The sequence below is a fragment of the Paractinoplanes deccanensis genome (assembly GCF_016862115.1).
Classification (GTDB): domain Bacteria; phylum Actinomycetota; class Actinomycetes; order Mycobacteriales; family Micromonosporaceae; genus Actinoplanes; species Actinoplanes deccanensis.
Map to the genome: position 1 here is coordinate 171,052 of NZ_BOMI01000021.1, position 19,425 is coordinate 190,476.

The window sequence follows — 19,425 nt, forward strand, 5'->3', positions numbered from 1 at the left end:
GTGTCTTTGATATTGGTGCCGTTGGCGCTGGCCGGCGCCGCCGCGGCGCAGGCGGTGGCCGAACGGCGGGCGGACGGCCGGTCGGTGCGGGTGCAGACCCGGATGCGGGACGTGACGCTGCTCGCCGGGGCGCTGCGTGACCTGGGGGCCGCGGTCACCGACGGCGCCGGCACGGTCGTGGCGAGCTGGGACGGGTCCACCGCGACGTTCAGCCGCGGCGCCGACGGCATCTGGGCGGCGCACGTGGCCGGCGTCGACGAGCGGGCCGCGATCGACCTGGTGACCGCCGTCGACGGCGCCTACGGCCGGCGCGTGCAGCACGCGGTCCTCGAACGCCTGCGGGCCCAGGCACCGGCCGCGGGGCTGCGGCTGCAGTCCGAGTCGGTGACGGCGGACGCCGGTGTGCGCCTGGTCTTCGAGGTGGAACGGGCATGACGGGCCATCCGCGCATCGTCGTCACGGTGACCGGCGACGGCCAGGTGACAGCGGAGACGCTGGACATCCTCGGCGACCGCTGCCTCGACTACATCGCCGTCCTCGAACAACTCATCGGCGCTCAGGTGCGGGCGAGCGCCTACACCGCCGACTACACGCGCGAGCCCGCGCGGGAACAGCAGGTGAACCGTGACGTCGATCCCGCCTAGCCCGGGACCCGCCCGGCTGTCGTGGCGGCTGGGCCACAGCGCCTGGGTGCTCGCCCCGATCCTGAGCTTCGGCTGCCTGGCAGGGGCCGGTTTCCTGTACGTCGGCCTGCGCGCCCGCCGGGCGTCGTGGTGGATCCCGGGCATCGTCTACAGCGTCGTCGCGTTCGCCTTCTTCGCCATCGGTGGCGAGGCGGAGAAGGACTCGGCGCTGCAGAACGTGGCGTACGCGGTGCTGATCGCCGCGTGGGCCGCCAGTGTGGTGCACGCGCTGGTCATCAACGTGTCCTGGCTGCGCTGGCGGGCGACCTACAAGCCGTGGTACGCCCAGCAGCCTTCTCCGCCGCCGCCACCTTCCTTCGCGCCGCCGGCGGTCCCGCTGCCGCCTCAGGTGCAGCCGCTGGTGCCGCCGCAGCAGCAGTTCTACGCGGCTCCGCTCGACGTCAACACCGCCACGGAGCAGCAGCTCGCGACGCTGCCCGGCTTCGGGCCGGACCGGGCCGCCCACGTGGTGGCGGTGCGCCGCACACGCGGTGGCTTCGCGGACGTGAACGACTTCGCCGCCGCGGCCGGGCTCGCCCCGCACGAGTTCGTCGCCGTGCGCGACCGGCTCACCTGGACGCCGCCGCGGCCGCCCACCGCCGGCGAGCAGAACCCGTACGGCCGCATCGTCGATGTCTGAGCCGCCGCCCGTGCGGGTGGCCCGGTTCGTCGAGCGGACCACCGCCGAGGGGCCCGGGGAGCGTACGGCCGTCTGGGTCCAGGGATGCACCATCCGCTGCCCCGGCTGCTTCAACCCGCACCTGTTCACCACCCGCGGCGGCACGCCGGCCCCGCCCGCCGAGCTGGCCGCCCGGGTGCTGGCCGCGGGCACGGACGGGCTGACCCTGCTCGGCGGCGAGCCGTTCGAGCAGGCCGCCGGCCTGGCCGCGGTCGCCGCCGCGGTGCGCGACGCCGGCCGCACGGTGATGACCTTCACCGGCTACGACCACGAGGACCTGCTCCACCTCGCCGGGCAGGGCCGCGACGACGTCGCCGCCCTGCTCGCCGCCACCGACCTGCTCGCCGCCGGGCCGTTCCGGCGCGACCTGCTCGACCACGACCGTCCCTGGGTGGGCTCGACCAACCAGCGGCTCGTCGCGCTCACCGACCGCATCGAGGCCGTGCCCACGGTCCGTGACCGCCTCGAGGTGACCGTGGACGCCTCCGGCGCTGTCGCCCTCAACGGCTGGGCCGGCACGGACGCGCTCGACGCCCTCCTCGCCGGCCTGCCCGCCAAGCGGGGATGACGAAACGCCCCGGCCCCCGAACCGGGAACCGGGGCGCGTCTCGCGATCGTCAGCCGGCGATGCCGTGCACCGGCGGGACGGTCAGGGTCCGCTTCTCGGGCGTGCCGCCGAGGATGATCTGGCGCAGCGCCGAGTTGTTCGTCGTGTCCAGCTCGGCGAGCTTCTTCTCCGGGTTGGCGAGCACCTGGATGTAGTACGTGCCGTTCGGCAGGTCGGTAATCTCGAACGACTGGCCCGGACGGTACTGGCTGTATGTGTCGCCGTTGCCGATGTCGAGCACCTCACGCACCGCCACGACGGTGTCGGCGCCGCACGAGGTGGACAGGTCGGTGTTCTCCGGGCGCCACTTCGCCCCCGCGATGGTGAAGTCGACGGCGTCCGTGTTGGCCAGGCAGAACGCCTCCTTGCCGCTGCGCACCGCGAGCTTCTGGGTGGAGTCGAGCAGGTTGTACTGGGCGAAGTCGGTGAAGTGCCAGTGCTTGTGGCCCTCGCGCGCGTCCCACTCCATGGTGCCGGCGGGACGGCTGCCGACCTGGTTGCCCTTGGCGTCGAAGAAGTACTGGTAGGCGTCCATCAGCTCGGTGCCGGTGCGGCGGAAGCCGTCGACGAGCAGCGGCGAGGTGCCGGCGTTCCACACGGTCGCGCCGAAGTTGACGTACGTCTTGCCGTCCTCCTCGGACAGCGCGATCTCCCACGCCGGCAGCGAGCGCAGGTCCGGCCGCGGGCCGCCGGTCGGGGTGGCCTTGAGCGGGGTGGGCCGCCTCGCCGGCGCGCGCAGCTCCGGCACGTACGAGGAGACCTGCCGTTTCGCGTCCCCCTCGGCGGTGTGTATCGAGTGCTCGTCGGCCTTCTCGACGGGGCCGGCGTCCGCGGCCTTCACCCGGGCCAGGCCCGCCCTGTCGATCTCGGCGTCCACCACGGTGACGTCGACCTTGGCGCTGGCCTGGTCCTGCGGGATGCCGAGCAGCTCCCGGTAGACCGGGTTCACGGTCGCGGTGGCCGTGTACTCGCCGTTCGGCAGGTCGAAGGACCCGTTCTGCGGCTGGTCGAGCACCGCGGCGTCCCAGCCGGCCTGCACGCCCCAGACCGCGCCGAGCGTGAACGGGTTGTAGCCGCCGCAGCTGGTCGGGTACGGGTTGGTGGCCGGGGCGTCCGGCCGGGTCCGCGCCGACGACCAGGTGTTGCCGCAGAACGGGGTCTTGTACTCGGTGACCACGGCGCCGGCCCGGTCCGTGATGGTGATCGTGGTGAAGTCCTTGAGGCCGGTGAAGTCGGTGACCATCCCGGCCGGGAGCGCCACCTTCTTCTTCTTGCCGTTCTGCACCACGGTCCGCTCGGCCACGATCGGCTTGTCGTAGCCGGTGCGGCGGGCCCAGATCTCCAGCGGATCCTTGCCGGCGATCACGTGCAGCCCCAGGTCGAACGAGAGGTAGATCTCGCCGTCGTAGTCGTACCGCTCGGCGGTCACATGCCCGGTGGCGGCGACGAACGACAGCGCGGGCGGCGTGGCCGCGGCCTGCGCCACACCCACACCGGTGGCGGTCAGCGCCAGCGTCGCGGCCACGGCCCCGTACGTCATCAGGCGCGAGCGCCGGCGGCGGTGCTTCAGCGGATCGGTCATGAGGTCCTTCCGGTCGTGCGGCCACGGATCGTGCGGCCGCTGCGCGACCATCCAAAACGGACAGTTGTGAGAAACCTGTGAGGTCGGCCCCCGTTGGCACGAATCCGCGAGGATCTATGCCTTCCGGCCGAACGCCGCCCTCGGCCGAAAGGCAGATGCGCCGGCCGCCGAGCGCTGCTAAGCGTCGGCGCCGCGCTGGACCGGGCATACGGACGACAGGCTTCACCCGCCCGCCTTGAGCGAGGCCGGTGATCGCCTGGCCAGAGGTACGTCGCCGGCGCGCGCCTCGCCGAGGCTTGCCCGCGAGCGCCGTCAGAGGCAGGGGCCGCCCTCGCAGACGTCGATGACCTTGCCGGTCAGCAGGAAGGTGGCCTTCTGGAGTTGGGCCGACGGCTGGGCTCTGGGGAACTCGTGCGGGTCCTCGCCGTACTGGGGGCCGATCGGGGCGAGGTTCGTGGGTGGGGGTGCGGTGGCCCGGCCGCTGTTCCAGACCACGAGGGCCGAGCCTCGGTAGGGGTGGTCCGGCAGCGGCTTGATGCCCCAGAACGGGATGGTCTCGTCGGACCAGCCGGGGGCCAGGGCGGGGCGGTGGATGCGGGCGCCGATCGTTCGCGCCTGCACCTGGGCGGCGGCGGGGGAGACCTGGTGGTCGCCGAAGGCCACGTGCATCAGGACCTGGTGGGCGGGGGTGCGGGGCAGCGGGTTCGCGGTCAGGTGCTGGGCGTAGCCGTTGGCCTCGGCGCGGTCCCAGAGCATCTGGATGAGCGCGAAGATGAGCTGCTGGTCGGCCTTGCCGGGGTAGGAGCGGTCGAGGAGCTGCTGGAACGGGGTGAAGTCCACACTGCGCTGCAGCAGGGTGCTGTAGTTCATGGCGGGCACGCCGAGCACGGAGCGGGTCCAGTCCTGGGCGATGGCGGTGAGCGCGCCGCCGTTGATGCCGCCCTGGCTGTTGCCGTCGTAGTGCAGGCCGCCGGCGCGGTCGAGCAGGCTGCGGCCCTGGGCGTCCTGGAAGGCGGGGTGCCCGGCGAAGCCGCCGGCGGCGATCATGGCGCGGCCGAGGAAGAGGAAGTTGAGCAAGCTCTGCTGGAGGCGGTCGGGGACGGCCGGGAAGGCGCTCAGGTCGTTCCACACCTGGGTCACGTACGGGATGTCGGCGTTGGCCATGCCGATCCAGCTGGTGGCGCAGAACATGAAGCCGTACGTCTGGCTCATCTGCTTCACGTTGCCGGCGTTGACCTCGGTGGGCGCGCCGAGCAGGCCGTGCCCGTAGAGCGACAGGTGTGCGGGCCGGGCGGCCGTCGCGGAGCGGGGGAGATTGCAGACGAAGTCGGCGTCGAGCGTGCCGTCGGCGGTGGGGCGCAGGCGGGAGCCGGGGCCGCCGTCGCCGGTGAGGTATCGGGGCACGGCGACGGTGCCGCGCACCTGGCGGGCGATGCGCGGGTCCTGCTCGGCGGGATAGTCGGTGACCTGGCTGACGGTGAACGCGGGCGACCGGCGGCCGAGGGCGGCGAACGCGTCGTCGCGCAGGTGCAGGACCCGGCCGGTGAGACTCTGCGCGCTGGCGACGGTGAAGGTCCACGGTCGCGGGGCGCGGATCGGGGCTCCGGTACGGTCGCGCAGGTGGCGCAGCACGACCGTGTATCGCGTGGCCTCGCGCAAGGCCACGGCCGGGCGGATGATGAGCAGCGGCCGGTCGGCCGCGTGCGCGTCGAGCTCGGCCCAGTGCGGCGTGCGCTGCCCCGTACGCGTGTTGATCAAAAGGATCGGCGCGTCGGGGGCGAGCGAGCGGCCGATGTCGGTGACCGGCGCGATGCCGCTCGCCGCGGGGTCGAGGCCGGGCACGTCGGCGAGGATCGGCGTGCCGGGGCTGAAGCCGTCCTGGCGGTTCCACTCGGCCGGGTCGATGTGCTTGCCGGCGATGTTGGCGGGCAGCGCGTCCGGGGCGAAGTGCACGCGGCGGCCGGTCGGGCTGCCCGGGTCGGCGACCGTGAACCGGTCGCTGGGGAACGGGAGCAGGCCGCTCACTGGTGGGGCGGCGGAGGCCACGGCGGCGCCGGACGGCGCCACGACGGCCAGCACGGCGACGGCGAGGCTCAGCAGACGACGCATCACCGTCTATGTCTACGCCGCGCGCGCATACCGGGGCAACCACACCCGCGGCTTCGTAGAGTGGGGCCATGGGAGTCGACTTCGCCCGATCGGACAGGTCGCGTCTGGGGATCGAGTGGGAGATCGCATGCGTCGACCGGCGCAGCGGTGAGCTCGCCGCCGCCGCGCCGGAGCTGCTGGCGAAGGTCGGCACCGCGCCCGGCTTCCCGCACGTGACCAGCGAGTTGCTCACCAACACCGTCGAGATCGTCAGCGCGCCGTACGAGCGGGTGAGCGACGCGGTCGCGGACCTGACCCGGCTCGCCGAGCGGGTGAGCGACCTGGCCGAGCCGATGGGCGTCGCGCTCATGTCGTCGGGCACCCACCCGTTCAGCCAGTGGTTCCAGCAGCAGGTGACGCCGGACAAGCCGCGGTACGCCACCCTGATCGACCGCACCCGCTGGTGGGGACGGCAGATGATGATCTGGGGCGTGCACGTGCACGTCGGCGTGGAGGACCGGCGCAAGGTGCTGCCGATCATCGACGGACTGCTCACCTACCTGCCGCACTTCCAGGCGCTCAGCGCGTCGAGCCCGTTCTGGGCGGGCGAGAACACGGGGTACGCCTCCAACCGGGCGCTGATGTTCCAGCAGCTGCCGACGGCCGGGCTGCCACCGCAGTTCACCCAGTGGTCCGAGTACGAGGGGCTGGTGGCCGATCTGCGCCACACCGGCGTGATCGAGGAGCTGACCGAGCTGCGCTGGGACATCCGGCCGTCGCCGCAGCGGGGCACGATCGAGGTGCGGACGTTCGACGGGCTCTCCACCGTGTGGGAGATCGGCGCGGTCGCGGCCCTGACCCAGTGCCTGGTCGAGCATTTCTCGCGGGAGCTGGACGCGGGGCGCGAGGTGCCGAAGATGCAGCCCTGGTTCGTGCGGGAGAACAAGTGGCGCACGGCCCGCTACGGCATGGACGCCATCATCATCCAGAACGCGGCCGGGGACGAGCGGCTCGTCGGCGAGGACCTCGACGAGCTCGTGCCGTCGCTCGCCCCGATCGCCGAGGCGCTCGGCTGCTCGGCGGAGCTGGACCGGCTGCGGGACCTCGCCGGCCGCGGGGCGAGCTACCAGCGGCAGCTGCGCGTGGCCGCGGCCAACGACGGGAGCCTCAAGGCGGTGGTCTCCGCGCTGGTGCGCGAGCTGCGCGAGGGCCGCCCCGGCTGAGCCGGCGGCCGAAATGAGCCGGCCGGGCCGGGGTCAGCCGGCCGGGCCCGGTCGGCCCGGCGCGCGGGTCAGCCGACCGGGCCGGTGGCGAGGGTGACGGTCGCGGTGTGCGCCTGGCCGGCGACGTCGGCCCAGGTCACCTTGACCTTGTCGCCGGGGTGGTATCGGTCGAGCAGGCCGGTCAGGGCGGTGGCGGAGCCGACCGTGGAGCCGGCCACCGAGGTGATGACGTCGCCGCGGGCCAGGCCGGCGGACGCGGCCGGGGAGCCGGAGACCACGCCGAGGACCGCGGGGCCGGTCGTGGCCGCGTACCGGCTGCTGTCGGTCGTCTCGATGCCGAGGTAGGCCGTGGCGCCGAGGTGCACCGTGGAGGACGACCGGCCGGCGCGGATCCGGTCGGCGAGCGTGGTGGCGGTGGCGATCGGGATGGCGTAGCCGTCGCCGCCGGACGCCTGGTACTGGAAGCCGGCGGACGCGGCGGTGTCGACGCCGATCACCTGGCCGGAGGTGGTCAGCAGCGGGCCGCCCGAATCGCCGGCCTCGATGTCGGCGTTCACCTCGATGAGGCCGGTGAGCTGCTCGGCGGAGCCGCTGGACTCGTCCGAGGCGGTGATGGACCTGCCGGCACCGGTGACGGCGCCGCCGACCGCGCTGGGGGTGCCGCCGGTGCCGCCCGCGTTGCCGATGGCGACGACCGGGTCGCCGGTCTTGACGGTCGTGCCGGTGGCGAGGGTCGCCGTGGCGAGGCCGGTGGCGCCGGAGAGCTTGAGCACGGCGATGTCCGCGCCGCGGTCGTAGCCGACGACGGCGGCCTCGGCGTTCTGGGCGCCCAGCACCGTGGTGATGTCGACCAGCGCCGGATCGACCTTGGCGGCGACCGCGGCCACCTGGGCGGCGGTGGCGCCGCCCGCCGCCGTGGCGGTGACGGCTGCGGATACTGGTAGTACTGCGGGTACTGCTGCCAGCCGCCGGACGGGGCCCATCCGGTCTGGTGCGGCGCGTGCGCGTGGTGCTCGGGAACGGTCACCGGAGTCTCCCTCGTCCGGCGGCGGAAAGCCGCATTCGCCTCCCGGTGTAGTGCGGAAGCCTATGGGTCCGCTGTGCGTCTGCTGGACGAACGTTGGCGGGTCAGGCTCCTGTGGCGCGCGCCGACCAGGCCGCCCACAGTTGCGCGTAGCGGCCGCCCGCGGCGACCAGCTCGGCGTGCGGGCCGTCCTCGACGATCTTGCCGTGTTCCATCACGACGACGCGGTCGGCGGAGGCCGCCTGGGTGAGGCGGTGGGCGACCAGCAGCGCGGTGCGGCCCTCCAGGGCGGCGGCCGCCGCCTGCTCCAGGTCGCGGGCGCCCTCGCTGCCCGCCTCGGCGGTCGCCTCGTCCAGCACCACGACCGGCGGGTCCTGGAGCACCACCCGGGCCAGCGCCAGCTGCTGCGCCTGCGCGGCCGTCAGCTGGTGGCCGCCGTCGCCGACCACCGTGTCCAGGCCGTCGGGCAGATCCCGCGCCCAGGCCAGCGCGCCGACCCGGTCCAGCGCCGCGGCCACCTCGTCGTCCGACGCGCCGGGGCGGGCCAGGCGCAGGTCCTCGGCGAGCGGGCCGGCGAAGACGTGGGTCTCCTGGCTCACGATGGCGATGGTCTGCGCGGGCAGCCGGCCGACGGGAACGCCACCGACCGTGGCCTGTCCCTCGTCGGGGCGCAGGATGCCGGCGGCGAGCGACGCGGCGGTGGTCTTGCCGGCGCCGGTCGAGCCGACCAGGGCGACGCGCTCGCCCGCCGCGATCCGCAGACAGACACCGCTCAGGACCGGGGAGGCGCCGTCGTAGCCGAAGGTCACGTCGTCGAGCGCGAGGTCCCAGCCGGCCGGCGGCTCGGTCACCGTGCGGCGCTCGGTCGGCATGCCGAGCACGCCGACCAGCCGGGCGAGGCTCGCGCCCGCGTCCTGGGCCCGGTCGAACGTGGCCATCAGCAGCGTGATCGGGCCGAAGAGGCGGTGGAACAGCAGCGCGGCCGCGGACACCTCGCCGACCGTGACGAAGCTTCCCCGTACGAGCAGGAAGCCCGCCACCAGCACCGCGCCCAGCCCGATCAGCTCGGCGCGGTTGATGCGCCCGACGAAGCGGGTGTAGAAGACGAACACGCCGACCGAGATGTCGCGGGCCCGGCCGGAGGCGCCCTCGATGCCGGCGAGGTGCCGGTCCTCGAGGCGGTAGGCGTGCACGGTGGGCAGGCCCTGCATGCCCTCGACGAAGAGCTGGGAGCGCTCGGCGATGGCGACCCGCTCGGCGGCGTAGGACGGCGCGGCGCGGGGGAGGTACCAGCGCAGCCCGAGCACGTAGAACGGGACGGCGACCGCGCCGGCCAGGCCGAGGCGCCAGTCGATGCCGGCCATGGCGATCAGGCTCAGCACGCCGAGCAGCAGCGCCGAGATCATGCCGGGCAGGACCTCCTTGACGGCCCGGTCGATCGCGGCGATGTCCGCGCTGACCCGCGACAGCAGATCGCCGCGGCCGGAGCGGTCGAGCGTCGTGGCGGGCAGCCGCAGCGCCGTGGCGACGGTGTCCTCGCGCAGGTCGGCGAGCATCCGCGAGCCCAGCCGGCCGAGCAGGAAGCCCGCGACGCCGGTCGCCACGCCGCCCACCACGGCGGCGGCCACGATGACCACGGCGACCGGGACGACCGCGCCGGCGTCGCCGCCCGCGCGGATGCGGTCGACGAGCAGGCCGAGGGCGTACGCGGGAGCGATCGAGGCGGCCGCCGCGAGGACGCCGGCGAGCAGGGCGAGCGCGGTCTCGGCCCGGCGGCCCCACAGCTCGGCGCCCAGCCAGGCCCGGCTCTCGCGCGGCGTGGCCACGGGCAGGATCGTGCTGGTCATCGCAGCACCGCCTGCCGGTAGGTCTCGTCGTGGACGCTGAGCTCGGCGTGCCGCCCCTCGGCGGTGACCGCGCCGTCGCCGATGACAACCACCCGGTCGGCGGCGGCGAGCAGGGCCGGGCTGCTGGTGATCACGACCGTGCCGTACCCGGAGCCCGGGCCGTGCCGCATCGCCCGGATGCCGTCGGCGATGCTTTGCTCGGTCACGGCGTCGACGGCGGTCGTCGGGTGGTGCAGGACCAGCAGCGGCGGCCGGGCCAGCAGCGCGCGGGCCAGGGCCAGGCGCTGCCGCTGGCCGCCGGAGAGGTTCGTGCCGCGCTCGGTGATCTCGGCGTCGAGGCCGTCCTCGTGGAAGTCGACGGCGGCGGCGTGCAGGGCCTCGGTGAGCGGGTCGCCGTCCTCGCCGCGCAGGGCGATGTTGGCGGCCAGCGTGCCGGTGAACAGATCCGTCTGGTGCGGCTCGACGTGCAGCAGGCGGCGTGCCTCGTCCCGCTCGACGGTCTCCAGCCGCTCCCCGCCGAGCGTGATGGTCCCCTCGTACGCCTCCGGCACCGCCAGCAGGCGCACGAGCGCCTCCGCGTCGGCGGGCCGGTGGGCGACCACCCCGACGAGCTCGCCCGGCCGCACGTGCAGGTCGAGCCCGGCGAGCGGACCGTGCGCGACCCCCTCGAGGCGCAGTGCTGCCTGCGTACCGGAAAGAGTCTTGTCGCCCTCGGGGAGGACCAGCCCCGCCTGGACGACCGAGGCGACCCGGCCGGCGGAGGCGCGTGCCGCGGCGACCCAGCTCGGCACGACGGCGAGCACGCCGAACGGCTCGATCAGGAACTGCGCGGAGCCGATCACCGTGATGAACTCGCCGATCGTGATCCGGCCGGTCAGCGCGAACCAGCCGGCCGTGATCGCGATGCCGCCGGCCAGCAGCATGCTCAGCATCGAGGAGGCGCCCTGGTAGGCGTTCTGGGTGCGCGCGGCGCGCAGCGTGGCGGCCAGCGACCGGCGGCTGACCACCCGGTAGCGCTCGGCGGCGGCGTCCTGTGCCTCGATGCCGCGCAGCGGGCGCAGGCCGGTGACCAGGTCCGTGGCGAGCGACGTGGCCTTGCCCGCCTGGCTCTGCTGGTCGGCGACGCGCCGCGCGATGAGCGGGGCGGTGAGGTTGAGCGTGGCCAGCACGATCGGCGTCGCGATCAGCACGATCAGCCCGAGCGGCAGCGAGATCAGCAGCAGGGTGACGGCGCTGACCGAGGCGGCGATCAGGGCGCTGCTGATCCGCGGGATGTGATCGAGGAAGTACGACGTGTACTCGGCGTCCGTGGTGGAGATCGTCAGCAGGTCGCCGGAGCGCTGGTCGGTGCGCAGCCCGCGCGGGTGCAGGATCTTGGCGGCGACCTCGACCCGGAGCCGGTGGCTCTCCTCGGCGATCGCCCGCATCAGCTGCCGCGCGCCGAACCGGTAGGAGACGGTCAGCACGAGGTAGACCAGGGCGAGCACGGCGATCCAGGCCAGCAGCGCGGTGACGTCGCCGCTGGAGACCGCCCGGTCGACGATCACGCCGATGAGGACCGGCACGAGGGCGGCGCAGAACTGGTACAGACCGGCCAGCGCGGTGCCCGTCCAGAGGCGCCTGCCGTTGCGGGCGACCGCCCTGCGCAGGATCGCGGTGCCCGGTTGAGCGGTTCTCGACACCGCGTGCTCCTCACTCAAAGATCAAGTAAGGCTAGCCTAATGACCGGCGGACCAGGAACTCGCGGCGAAGGCGCGCTGCCCGAGGACCGCGTCCCCGAGCAGCGCGCCCCGCGGGCGCCTACGTTGCCGGCGGGCGCGGCACCGCGTACTCGGTGACCTCGCCACCCCGCACCAGCACCCGGGTCATGGGGGTCGAGGCGTCGCGCCAGATGACGTAGCGGCCCTCGGGCAGGGCGTCGATGACCGCGCAATACAGGATGTCGCCGCCGACGTGACGCGCGCGGACCGCCGCGTGCGTCCGGGCCTCGGGGGTCGCCTCGAGGCTCACCTCGATCTCGCGGCCGTGCCACCCGGGAGCGGTGTGGATCAGGAGAGCGCCCACGCCCGCGCCCAGGGTGAGCATCACGGTGCCCTCGCTGGAGGGTGCCAGGGTGTGGCTCATGACGGCACTGAGAAGCCGTCGAAGGGCGTGCCCAGGTACGGGAACCTGGCGAGCGGCTTGGCGCTGGACCTCTTGATGCTCAGGCCCTGCTCGACGAGGCCGGCCGCGGCGTCCGGCTCGAAGTCCGGGTCGACCAGCGGCACGGTGGCCCCGGCGATCGCGCGCAGCGAGATGGAGACCACGTCGTCGGCGATGCGGCGGCCGTTGGGGAAGCCGGCCACGTCGCCGCCGAGCACGCCGAACTTGTTCTCCGTCTTGGCCGGCGGGATCGCGGTGTTCAGGCGCAGCATGTCGGCCTGGAGCTCGCCGGTGTTGTTCTGGAAGCCCTCGATCAGCCCGTCCGGGATGCCGGTGAGCAGGATCGCCAGCAGGTCCGCCCGCGGCTTGCCGGCCTTGTTGAGGGCGGCCAGGTTGTCGAACAGGCCCGGGTAGAGCACGGGCAGCAGCGCGCCCAGCTCCGGCGTGGCCACGAACTCGGCGAAGCGCTTGTCCTCGCTCGGCGGCAGGCTGTTCCACGTGTCCTTCTGGGCCATCGGCACGATGACCTCGTTGAACAGTGGGTTGCCCAGCCGGGACACCTGCACCTGCGGGCCGACCTCCACGTCACCCGACGCGTCGCCGTTGCGCACCTGCACCTGCCGGCGGCTCGCCGAGGTCCACACGCCGATGACGGCGCCGGCGTCGCGGCCGCGGACCTTCTTCTTGCCGTCGCGGCGGACCATGTGCACGGGGATCTGCAGGGCGATGCTGTGCACGTTCGTCTTGTCGGTGGCGTTGACCGCCTTGCCGGCGTAGTTGAACAGGTTCTGCCCGACCAGGTGCTTGTCCTGGAACGGGCGCAGCGTGCCCAGGTCGAAGATGGCGCCCAGGTCGACGAAGAACGCGTCGGCGCGCTGCCCGGCGAAGACCTTCTCGCCGGTCTTGAGCTTGTGCACGGCGTCCGCGGCGAGCGCGTCGTAGTCGGAGATCGAGATCTTGCCGACGTTGCAGGGCGGGCACGGCAGCTTGGACGCGAGCACGGTGCTCTTGCCGCCCCGCTCGACCTTGGTGACCGAGTAGAACTGGCGGCGGTTCCAGTTCTCGCTGTCCAGCGACTCGATCGGGCCGGTGTTGTAGAGGAAGGTCTTGTCGTTGCGCAGCTCGGTGCGGAACCGGAACTGGTACGTGATGTCGGGCCGGGCGTCGCCGTCCGCGTCGATGTGGATCTCGTACACGACGTCGGCGCCGAACTCGAAGAAGTTGGGCCCGCTCGCCGGCAGCTGCAACGGCACGTAGTTGGCGATCAGCGTGACGGTGTCGGGATCGTCCGGGCTGACGAAGGCGTACAGGTCGGAGCTGTCGGCCACCGGATCCTTGCTGATCTCGGGCGCCTCGCGGTGTGAGGACATGGTCAGGCCCTCCCGGCGGCTTTGATCAGGCTCGCGGCGAGCTTCCGGTCGGTGATCGTCTTCAGCTTGTCGCCGGAGAAGACGTCGATCGTGCCCTTCTTCGCGTCCCGGATCGACACGACCAGCGGGGAACCGTCGCCGGTGTCGCCGGCGTCGCCGTTCTCACCGGCCAGGCTCAGCCCCGCGACCGAGACCGCCGAGGCTCCCACGCCGGTCGCGGCGAGGGCGAGAACCTTCCGGCGGGACAGCCACGTTCGTCCCGGGGCGCGGTAGCGGGTGCGACTCATGCTCGACCTTTCGTCGTCCTACGAGGAGTGGTGCGAGATCCGGACCGGGCGCTGCTTGTCGACGCCGGTCAGTACGAGATCTGTCCCCGCATGGTTCAAAAGATCCTTGGAGCGCTCCCATCGGGTGAGGCCATCGCGTCCTCAGACAGTGCGCCGCACTGCCACCCAGTTCGAGATGATCTCCGTGCCTTCGGGCAGGGTGGGGCGGTGGTGGGCGACGGCCCGCTGCCACGCGCTGTAGGCCTGCGGCGTCACTCGGTCACGTCTCTGAGCAGGGCGAGAACCGCGACGGCGACGCCCACCACCGCGAGAACCACTGCCACGACATCGAGCTTCTTCGACGAGGGCCCACCGCGAGCCTTCTGCTCGCTTCGGGGCTCGGAGCTGGAGGCGGCGTGCCTTGCCGGCCGCGCGCGCCGCCTCCTGTTCTCGCCGGGAGGTCGGTGACACCTGACGCGCCTGCCCACTCGGGCGCGAGAGGGCTTGGAACGGGCAGGCGATCCGGTGAGCGGGTGTCAGCGGCGGGCGGGGATGGGCTCGGGCGGCGGCTGATGCTCGAAGGCCATGCCGCCCAGCAGGACGGAGCCGCGGGATGGCAGGGTGGTGGTGTCGGTGCGGTCGAGGCGGCGGAAGGTGATCTCGTATTCGACGCCGTCGGTGTTGGTGTCCTGGCGGGGGACCCTGCGGGCCACCACGGTGCCCTCGCCGGTCAGCGGCGGGCCGCCGAAGCGGGTCAGGCGGCCGCGCAGCGGGAAGCGAGCCACTTCCTGGCCGGTCATCGGCGAGACGGCCACCAGGGTGCCGGACTGCGGGGCGCGTTTGCGCAGGTAGAGGATCAGAGCCAGGAGCATGAGCACGAGTGCGGCCGCCGCGGCGGCGATCGCCTGGGCCGTCCAGGTGCCGACCGTGGACGTGACGGTGACCGTTCGCGGGTCGCCGGCCACGGTGGCGCGGGTCCTCAGGTCGATGTCGGGGGACAGCGCCTTGGCCCAGGGGGCGGTGACCTGGCCGATCAGCGCGAGCGGGCCGTTCGAGGTGTCGCTGTCGCGGAAGGGGATCGGCAGCGGGTCGCGGTCCCAGCGCAGGGCGAGCGGGAACGTGCGGGCCTCGCCGGGCGCCAGGTCGACGCGGTCCGGCAGGTCGCCGGTGACCTGGGGGCCGTCGGCGATGGAGGCACTCAGGCCGGTCACGGTCAGCGGGGTGTGCGTGGTGTCCGATCGCAAGGTCAGGGTCACCGGCGCGTCCCGGCCGGTGAGGTCGGCGGTGGCCGGGGCCTCCCAGGTCGCCGTGACGCCCTTGCCCTGGTCGGCGGCGAGCAGGACCTTGGCCTTGCCGAGGCGGGCGCCGGTCTTGCTGCGGTCGAGGTAGGCGCCGAGCTGGGCGACGGCGGACGGGTCGAGCACCGTCGTGCCGCGGACCACCGAGCCGAGCAGGGAGGCGCCGCTCTCGCCGCTGAGCGGCAGCGCGTACCCCTTGACCGATGTTGCCTTGAGCTTGGCCGCCCGCGCCTTGAGCGTGCTCCAGGCCGGGCCGGTCGACTGTGGATAGTCGGAGGACGAGGCGGGCGAGTGCGCGCCGTCGGTGATGAGCACGACCGAGGCCACGGCCGCGGCGCCGGGGCGTTCCAGCTCGCCGACCGCCTGCTCGATCGCCCGGCCGATGTCGGTGCTGCTGCCGGTCGCGGTGGCGGGCAGCTCGGCGAGCATCCGCGAGGTGTTGCCGGCCGGGCCGATATAGCGGGGGACGGCGTCCTCGTCGAAGGTGAACAGGGCGACGTGGTCGGAGGGGGAGAGGCCGCCGAGGAACGAGCCGAGCGTCGCGCGGACGCCGCCGTACAGGTTGCTGGTCGCCATCGAGCTCGAGGTGTCCACCAGCACCACGTAGTCGGCGGGCACCTGGTCGGCCTGGAGCCGGCGGAAGATGTCCTCGCGGCTGTCGTCGGCGGACGCCGGTGCGGACAGCGGGACGGCCAGGGCCAGCGCCGCGAGGCCCGCGACCGCGACGCCCCTGGCGAGCCGGCGTACCGGATGATGCGTCATTGTTGCTCCTTTGATTGCCGGCCTACCAGCGGAGGAACTTCCACGACCGGCCCCGTTGATCGGGGCGCTGGCGGCCCACTTGCCGCTCGGTCTTCTTCAGGTGGTCCAGTTCGCTGCGGGAGGCGTCCGCCATCGCCCGGACCCAGTTCGCGTAGGGCTCGCTGCCGCTGAACACGCCCTGCACGATCGCGACCATCAGGTGGCGCGCGAAGTCCTCGATCCGGTCGTCCTCCACGGCGTGCGCGAGGAGGATCCGGCGGACCAGGAACGTGTCGTACTCCCGGTCGGGCACGATCCACTGCTGGAGGGTGGCGAGCAGCCGCTGCGCGGGCACATGCGGCACAAGGACGAGCAGGTCGTCGGCGATCTGCTCGCCCCGCGCGGACCCGCGGCAATGATCGGCGAACGTCTTGTAGCGCAGGATCGAGCTGTCCAGGCGGGCGCGCCACTGCGGGCCCAGATGGAGCGAGCCGATCTCGTCCGGGTGCGTGAGGCAGTACTCGTTCACGTATCGCTCCACGCGGTCGAGCAGGTCCGTCGCCGCCTCGTTCACCACCGACACGATCCGGCGCACGCCGTCGGCCGTCGTGGCGTCGGTGGTCAGGACGGCGAGGAGGCTGTCCATGACGGCCCGCCGGCGCTGCTCCACCACGGGCAGGCGGATGTTGCCGAGCGCGGCGAGATAGGCCTCCTGCGGCCGCCCAGCGGACCGGTGCAGGTAGGGCGCCCGCCCCTCGCCGATCAGCAGCAGCGCGTCGACGAAGCCCTGCGAGGCCGGGGAGAGCGGCGCCCGTGACTCCAGCAGGCGGTGCAGGGTCGCGAGGACGCTCGCCTCGTGGTCCGGCGACTGCACCATCGCCGCGGCGAGCGCCGGGAACATCGGCACGATCACGGTCTCGAAGTGACCGGTGGCCACGGCGACGTCGAGCACGTAGGGCACCCCGCCCGGCCAGTGGTCGCGCAGGGTCTCGACGAGCGGCGCCGAGATGTGCTGCGACCGGCCCTTCACCGCCGCGATCACCGGGCTCACCCACGACGGCTGGCTCTTCATCGTGGTGAGCCAGAGGTCGCAGAGCCCGTCGAGCGCGGCCATCCCCTCCGCGTCGAACGGATAGGTGCTCAGCAGGGTCGCCGCGGCTCCGTAGCGGGCGATGAACTGCCGGTGGATCTCCGCGTCGGTGATGTCGGTGCCGGCCGGCGGGTCCGCGAGGAGCCTCAGCCAGCCCTGCACCGTCAGGGGCGTCGGATGCTCGACGACCATCCGGGTCACGCTGATCAACATCGCCTGCGGCCACCGGGGCCCGTGGCGCTGGGCGAGGGCGAACCAGACCCGGACCGGGTCGACCCGGCCGGCGCCGATGTCGGCGTGCACCCGCGCGTGCACCTCGGCCATCACCGGATCGGCGGACCAGTGCGTGGCGAGCACGGTCTGCGCCTCGGCGTCGCCGCCGGCCGCGGCGCCGGCCAGGAAGGCGGCGACCACCCGCTGCCGGTCGGGCGTCTCGAAACCCTCCCAGCCGAACGTGTCGAGCACGTGCGCGACGCGCACCGCCGACCCGAACCCGTTGACGATCTCGCGGTACACCGACGAGGAGAGGTCCATGGCCGCCAGCAGGTCGACCGCGTCCGACGCCTCCCGGCAGCGTGCCGGGTCGCCCTGCTGGGCCAGGTGCGCGACGATCTGGCGCCAGGTGAGGCCCTTGGCGAGCAGGGCGCGCAGGATCCGCAGGTACTCGCCCGCCTCGGGGGACTGCGGCTCGGCCGGCTGCCGGTCGGGCAACACCTCGATCTGCCCGGCCACGCCGCGCTCGGCGACGGAGAGCCGGATGGTGTGCTTGACCCGGTAACTGGCCCACGTGGCGGCGCTGAGGCGGGCCCGGTACGCGTACGGCAGCAGCCCGAACACGGCGTCCAGGTAGCGCAGCCGCCGGCCCAGCGACACCGCGGCGCGGTCGATCGCGATCACCACCTGCCGCCCCTCGAGCAGCAGGGCCGCCACCCCGGCCGCCCACTCCGGGCCGACCTGGTCGAGGGCGGCCCCGGACACCTCGGCGTGGTCGGGCTGCAGTGGCAGCGCCACGCCCTCGCGGTCGGCCAGGTGCGGCGTGCCGTTGACCTCCTCCCAGATCAGCTGCATGGCGCGGGCCTGATCGGTGAAGGTCGTGCGGGTCCGCGCCGCCTCGTCCCACGGGATCAGGAGCAGCCGGGTCGGCGTGACGACCTGGCCGGTGCCGTCGCGCCGGTCGCTCCAGTCGACCCGCATGACGCAGCACGCCGCGGCCGGGTCGCCGGCGGTGCCGACGAAGCTCAGCCACGGCAGCGCCTCGGGCCGGCCCACGGCCTCGTCGTCCGCGTGCGCGGTCAGCCCCAGCCGGATGTACTGCTCGGCCATGACCGGGCCGACGCTGCCGTCCAGGATCGTGTAGTCCATCGTCTGACCGGCGTGCTTGCCGAACAGCGCCCACCCGGCCCGCACCGGGGTGGCCGCCGCCGCGGCCGGGTCGCCGGCCGCCGTGCTGGGGTGCATGCCGGGTTCCCTACCGCCGAGCGGCGCGGATGCGCCGCTCGAGGAAGATCAGCGGCTCGAGCACGTTGATCGGCCGGGGCATGCCGCGCAGTCCGGTGTCGCCGTCGATCTGCTCGGTGTTGCGGAAGTCGCGGAAGTCGAAGATGTTGTTGCTGTTGAGCCGGAAGCCGATGGCGGACGTGGCGAAGTAGGCGATCCGGTCCTCGTGGAAGTGGGTGCTCAGCGCCGAGCGCACCAGCTCGGTGTTGCCGCCGAGCAGCCGCTCGCACACCCAGGAGAAGTACGCCGCCGAGCGGTCCTGCGAGACGCGCGGCAGGCGCTGGCCGTCGGGGTCCTGGCGGACGAAGTCGGTGTTGCCGACGACGTGGCGGAACAGGTGCTCGTCGTCGAACTTGGTCACGCAGACCGCGACGTAGTGCGGCAGCTTGCCGCGGTCCATCTGGCCCGAGGCGGACATGCGCGTGGTCAGCAGCTGGAGCGCGCTGAAGAACGCCTCGAAGTTGAGCTGCATCTCGCCACGGTTGAGCACCGGGTTCATCAGATAGATCAGGCCGTTGGCGTTGGCGAGGTGGTTGATCGCCTCGTCGCTGATGCGGCCGCTCTCGTAGAACGCTCCCGGCGGGTCGTGCAGCTCCAGCCGGAAGTCGACCGAGTCCGGCACCCCGCGGCGCTTCGAGAGCCACTTCTGGCCCCAGCCCGCCGGGGGCGGGGTGCCGTGGAACGTCCAGCTGATCGGCTCGATGACCCGGTTGGGGCGGGGGAAGCGGCGCTGCACGACCAGCCGGTTGACGCTCTGGTTGAGGTAGTCGGCGGCGAGGTCGTCGGTGCCCGCCACCACCCACGAGCCGTGGCCGCCCTGCATGGCGGCGATCGGCAGCGCGGCCAGGAAGGTGCTCTTGCCGGAGCGGGTCGAGCCCCAGAGGCCGATCCGCACCGTCGAGTCCTGCACCTGCCCGGGGCGCATGCCGCCCGGGATGGGCAGCGGCGCCGGCTCGGTCATGGTGCGGTTGCTCGCCGGCGGCGGGCTCGCCGGGGGGTCCATCGGCATGGCCGGCATGGTGATGCCGAGCGGCGACGGCGCGGGGTCGGCCGGCGGGTTGTCCGCCGGGGCCGGCTGGGGGCGGCGCGGGGGCGCCACGGTGTCGTCGAACATCGCGAACGGGTTGGCCGGTGCGGCCGGCCGGGTGCCCTGGTCCGGGCGGGTGCCCTGGTCCGGCTGGCGTGGCGGGCGGTTGTTCGTGGCGGGCGGCATGGGGTCGTCGACGAGGCCGTCGTCCGCGTCGTCGGCGTGGTTGTTGTTGCCCGAGGTCCAGATGGTCATGTCGGC

The 19,425-nt window shown here is 73.3% G+C and carries 16 protein-coding genes; 5 read left to right on the plus strand and 11 right to left on the minus strand.

Features of this window, described 5'->3' with window-relative positions; genetic code table 11:
• The 4 genes from Ade02nite_RS07130 to Ade02nite_RS07145 are packed head-to-tail and all read left to right on the plus strand — an operon-like array spanning position 1 to position 1,930.
• The gene (locus Ade02nite_RS07130) at positions 1-435 is read left to right on the plus strand and encodes a hypothetical protein (RefSeq protein WP_239168591.1); all 435 of its coding nucleotides are present in this window, start codon (positions 1-3) and stop codon (positions 433-435) included.
• The gene (locus Ade02nite_RS07135) at positions 432-644 is read left to right on the plus strand and encodes a DUF2997 domain-containing protein (RefSeq protein ID WP_203760720.1); all 213 of its coding nucleotides are present in this window, start codon (positions 432-434) and stop codon (positions 642-644) included. The genes Ade02nite_RS07130 and Ade02nite_RS07135 overlap by 4 nt, the downstream gene beginning before the upstream one ends.
• Positions 625-1,323 carry a ComEA family DNA-binding protein gene (locus Ade02nite_RS07140; RefSeq protein ID WP_203760721.1) on the plus strand — a complete coding sequence of 233 codons (699 nt, stop codon included), beginning with the start codon at positions 625-627 and terminating at the stop codon, positions 1,321-1,323. The genes Ade02nite_RS07135 and Ade02nite_RS07140 overlap by 20 nt, the downstream gene beginning before the upstream one ends.
• The gene (locus Ade02nite_RS07145) at positions 1,316-1,930 is read left to right on the plus strand and encodes a 4Fe-4S cluster-binding domain-containing protein (RefSeq protein WP_203760722.1); all 615 of its coding nucleotides are present in this window, start codon (positions 1,316-1,318) and stop codon (positions 1,928-1,930) included. Before Ade02nite_RS07140 ends, Ade02nite_RS07145 begins: the two co-directional genes overlap by 8 nt.
• 49 nt (positions 1,931-1,979) lie before the next feature.
• On the opposite strand, the gene Ade02nite_RS07150 is transcribed toward Ade02nite_RS07145, so the two are convergent.
• Positions 1,980-3,551, minus strand: a complete 1,572-nt coding sequence (locus Ade02nite_RS07150) for a lysyl oxidase family protein (RefSeq protein ID WP_203760723.1) — start codon at positions 3,549-3,551, stop codon at positions 1,980-1,982.
• 312 nt (positions 3,552-3,863) lie between these two features.
• Positions 3,864-5,660 carry a hypothetical protein gene (locus Ade02nite_RS07155; protein ID WP_203760788.1) on the minus strand — a complete coding sequence of 599 codons (1,797 nt, stop codon included), beginning with the start codon at positions 5,658-5,660 and terminating at the stop codon, positions 3,864-3,866.
• 68 nt (positions 5,661-5,728) lie between these two features.
• Between Ade02nite_RS07155 and Ade02nite_RS07160 the strand changes: the two genes are divergently transcribed.
• Positions 5,729-6,862, plus strand: coding sequence for a glutamate--cysteine ligase (locus Ade02nite_RS07160; protein ID WP_203760724.1), 1,134 nt, complete (start codon positions 5,729-5,731; stop codon positions 6,860-6,862).
• A gap of 68 nt (positions 6,863-6,930) precedes the next feature.
• On the opposite strand, the gene Ade02nite_RS07165 is transcribed toward Ade02nite_RS07160, so the two are convergent.
• From Ade02nite_RS07165 to Ade02nite_RS07205, 9 genes are all read right to left on the minus strand, one after another.
• Positions 6,931-7,845 carry a S1C family serine protease gene (locus tag Ade02nite_RS07165; RefSeq protein WP_203760725.1) on the minus strand — a complete coding sequence of 305 codons (915 nt, stop codon included), beginning with the start codon at positions 7,843-7,845 and terminating at the stop codon, positions 6,931-6,933.
• Positions 7,846-7,990: 145 nt separating this feature from the next.
• Positions 7,991-9,733 (minus strand): ABC transporter ATP-binding protein, encoded by a 1,743-nt coding sequence (locus Ade02nite_RS07170; RefSeq protein WP_203760726.1) that lies wholly within the window; start codon positions 9,731-9,733, stop codon positions 7,991-7,993.
• Positions 9,730-11,415 carry an ABC transporter transmembrane domain-containing protein gene (locus Ade02nite_RS07175; RefSeq protein WP_203760727.1) on the minus strand — a complete coding sequence of 562 codons (1,686 nt, stop codon included), beginning with the start codon at positions 11,413-11,415 and terminating at the stop codon, positions 9,730-9,732. The genes Ade02nite_RS07170 and Ade02nite_RS07175 overlap by 4 nt, the downstream gene beginning before the upstream one ends.
• A 118-nt stretch (positions 11,416-11,533) precedes the next feature.
• Positions 11,534-11,857: a phospholipase gene (locus Ade02nite_RS07180; protein WP_203760728.1), complete on the minus strand. Its 324-nt coding sequence runs from the start codon at positions 11,855-11,857 to the stop codon at positions 11,534-11,536.
• The gene (locus Ade02nite_RS07185) at positions 11,854-13,245 is read right to left on the minus strand and encodes a DUF4331 domain-containing protein (RefSeq protein ID WP_203760729.1); all 1,392 of its coding nucleotides are present in this window, start codon (positions 13,243-13,245) and stop codon (positions 11,854-11,856) included. Before Ade02nite_RS07185 ends, Ade02nite_RS07180 begins: the two co-directional genes overlap by 4 nt.
• 2 nt (positions 13,246-13,247) lie before the next feature.
• Complete coding sequence (locus Ade02nite_RS07190; RefSeq protein ID WP_203760730.1) at positions 13,248-13,532, minus strand: hypothetical protein; 285 nt, start codon at positions 13,530-13,532, stop codon at positions 13,248-13,250.
• 515 nt (positions 13,533-14,047) lie between these two features.
• A complete protein-coding gene (locus Ade02nite_RS07195) occupies positions 14,048-15,571 on the minus strand; it encodes a vWA domain-containing protein (protein ID WP_203760731.1) in 1,524 nt (507 codons plus the stop codon).
• 22 nt (positions 15,572-15,593) lie between these two features.
• The gene (locus Ade02nite_RS07200; RefSeq protein WP_203760732.1) at positions 15,594-18,098 is read right to left on the minus strand and encodes a hypothetical protein; all 2,505 of its coding nucleotides are present in this window, start codon (positions 18,096-18,098) and stop codon (positions 15,594-15,596) included.
• 10 nt (positions 18,099-18,108) lie between these two features.
• On the minus strand, positions 18,109-19,419 hold the full coding sequence (locus Ade02nite_RS07205; RefSeq protein ID WP_203760733.1) for a hypothetical protein: 1,311 nt from the start codon (positions 19,417-19,419) through the stop codon (positions 18,109-18,111).
• Between the last annotated feature and the right edge of the window lie 6 nt (positions 19,420-19,425).